Annotated in this window: 3 protein-coding genes and 1 pseudogene; all 4 read left to right on the top strand. The window is 66.4% G+C overall.

Features of this window, described 5'->3' with window-relative positions; genetic code table 11:
* Positions 1-103 precede the first annotated feature (103 nt).
* Positions 104-436 (top strand): SDR family NAD(P)-dependent oxidoreductase, encoded by a 333-nt coding sequence (locus E4634_RS21790; protein WP_206046994.1) that lies wholly within the window; start codon positions 104-106, stop codon positions 434-436.
* Positions 430-792, top strand: a complete 363-nt coding sequence (locus E4634_RS22130; RefSeq protein WP_353511671.1) for an SDR family NAD(P)-dependent oxidoreductase — start codon at positions 430-432, stop codon at positions 790-792. The genes E4634_RS21790 and E4634_RS22130 overlap by 7 nt, the downstream gene beginning before the upstream one ends.
* Before the next feature lie 101 nt (positions 793-893).
* Positions 894-1,391: pseudogene (locus E4634_RS22175) on the top strand (LLM class flavin-dependent oxidoreductase); the annotation flags it as partial.
* Between the two features lie 4 nt (positions 1,392-1,395).
* Positions 1,396-1,692: a hypothetical protein gene (locus E4634_RS22170; RefSeq protein WP_240725276.1), complete on the top strand. Its 297-nt coding sequence runs from the start codon at positions 1,396-1,398 to the stop codon at positions 1,690-1,692.
* The last annotated feature ends 111 nt before the right edge of the window (positions 1,693-1,803 follow it).

Raw genomic sequence — 1,803 nt, 5'->3', positions numbered from 1 at the left:
CTACATCCGCGCCCGGGCGCGCGAGGCCCTGGGCCTGCGCGAGCCGCTGACCGACGCGCCGCCGCTGCCGGCCGGCCCACGCTGAACCCGAGGAGATGACACTGTGAGTGAAAGCGGAGTATTTACCCCCGACGAAACCCTGCTCACCGACCAGGTGGCCATCGTCACCGGCGGCGGCGGGGGCATCGGCCGCGCTATCGCGCTCGGCCTGGCCAGTGCCGGCGCCGACGTGGTTATCGCCGATATCGTCCCGGAGCGCTGCGAGGAGACCGCGGAGCGCGTCAGGGAATTCGGCCGGCGCGCGCTGCCCTGCCCGGTGGACGTGTGCGATACCGACGCGGTGCGCGCCATGGTCGACGCCGCGAAAGCCGAGTTCGGGCGCATCGACATCCTGCCAACTTCGCGGTGTACGCCGCGTGCAAGGCGGCCATGCTGAACTTTACCCGCAGCCTGTCTCTGGAACTCGGGGACCATAAAATAAGGGTAAATGCGATTGCCCCGGACTACACCGTTACCCCCGGTTTGCGTGGTAACATCACTGGGCCTGTCGATGAATCGACATGGATTCACCCCACACCCGCCCAGGAGGATGCGACCGCCCGTCGCCTGCCGCTGGGACGCTGCGGGGTGGACCACGAGTGCGGTAGCGTCGCAGTGTTTCTCGCCTCCCGTATGAGCAGTTACGTGACCGGCACGGTCATCCCGGTGGATGGTGGTGCCTGGGCATCCTGTGGCTGGCTGCGGGACAGCGCGGGCAAGTGGACACTGACTGGCGATATCGTAGAACCCTGACACACCCGGCGAGAGTCGTACCCGCTGGCGACGCCTGAAGGCGCGCCGGCCTGTATAAAACGGCTCCAACGGAACTGTCCCAACACTTTCAGGAAGACATAATGAAAATCAACGCAACGCTTCCCTTCGATCGCACCGACGCCGCCGACCAGTTCCTGCACCTCGACGCAGTGAAAACCGTCGGCCAGACCCTGGAAAAGGCCGGCTTCAGCGGCGGTAACGTCACCGACCACCCGTGCCCCACCGCGCGCTGGCTGGATGCGGGCGGCCACGACGCCCAGGATCCCTTCGTCATGCTTGGCCTGGTGGCCGCCTGCACCACCACCCTGCGCCTGCAGACCGGCATCGTGGTACTGCCGTACCGCAACAGCTTCGGCGCCGGCTACCTGAAGGGCGAGTACTTCGCCATGGGCGCGGACTTCGACAACCGCAATGACATCATGGACGAGTACCTGCGTGCGATGAAGGCGGCGTGGACCGGCGAGACCTTTGACTTCGAAGGCACCGGCTACAGCGCCCGCGGCTGCCGCATCAACCCGGCACCGGTGCAGCGCCCGCACCCGCCGGTGATGATCGGCGGCAACGCGCCGCGCGCCATCCGCCGTGCAGTGGACCTCGCCGACGCCTGGAACCCCTTCTTCACGCGACCTGCTCAAGGGCCTGGAGTACATGCGCGAGTACTGCGAGAAGGTCGGCCGCGAAAAACCGCCGGAGGTTTTCCTGGCGAGCATCACCCAACCCGGCGAGGAAGTCTCCTTCCAGCAGATCATCGACAAGATCGGTTTCTACAAGGAGCTGGGTATTGTCGGCGCCGCCACGCACATTTCCGGCGATACGCTGGAGCAGTGGTGCGAGAACGCCGAAGTCTTCGGTGCGGAAGTGCTGGCCAAGATCGACTGAATGCATCCCGGCCCTGCGGGGCCGGTTCCCCGGCTAGCCCTCCAGTGCCGCGATGGTCTCGCGCATGGGACGGCAGCCCAGCCACATCGCCAGCGCCGCCAGCGGGCACAG

Origin of the sequence: Mangrovimicrobium sediminis (assembly GCF_004745945.1) — a bacterium.
Lineage (GTDB): Bacteria > Pseudomonadota > Gammaproteobacteria > Pseudomonadales > Halieaceae > Mangrovimicrobium > Mangrovimicrobium sediminis.
This window is presented reverse-complemented; position numbering and strand designations above follow the sequence as displayed.

Coding starts and splice junctions, on each gene's coding strand:
- E4634_RS22130 (WP_353511671.1), top strand. CDS start 430: ATGCTGAACTTTACCCGCAGCCTGTCTCTGGAACTCGGGGACCATAAA.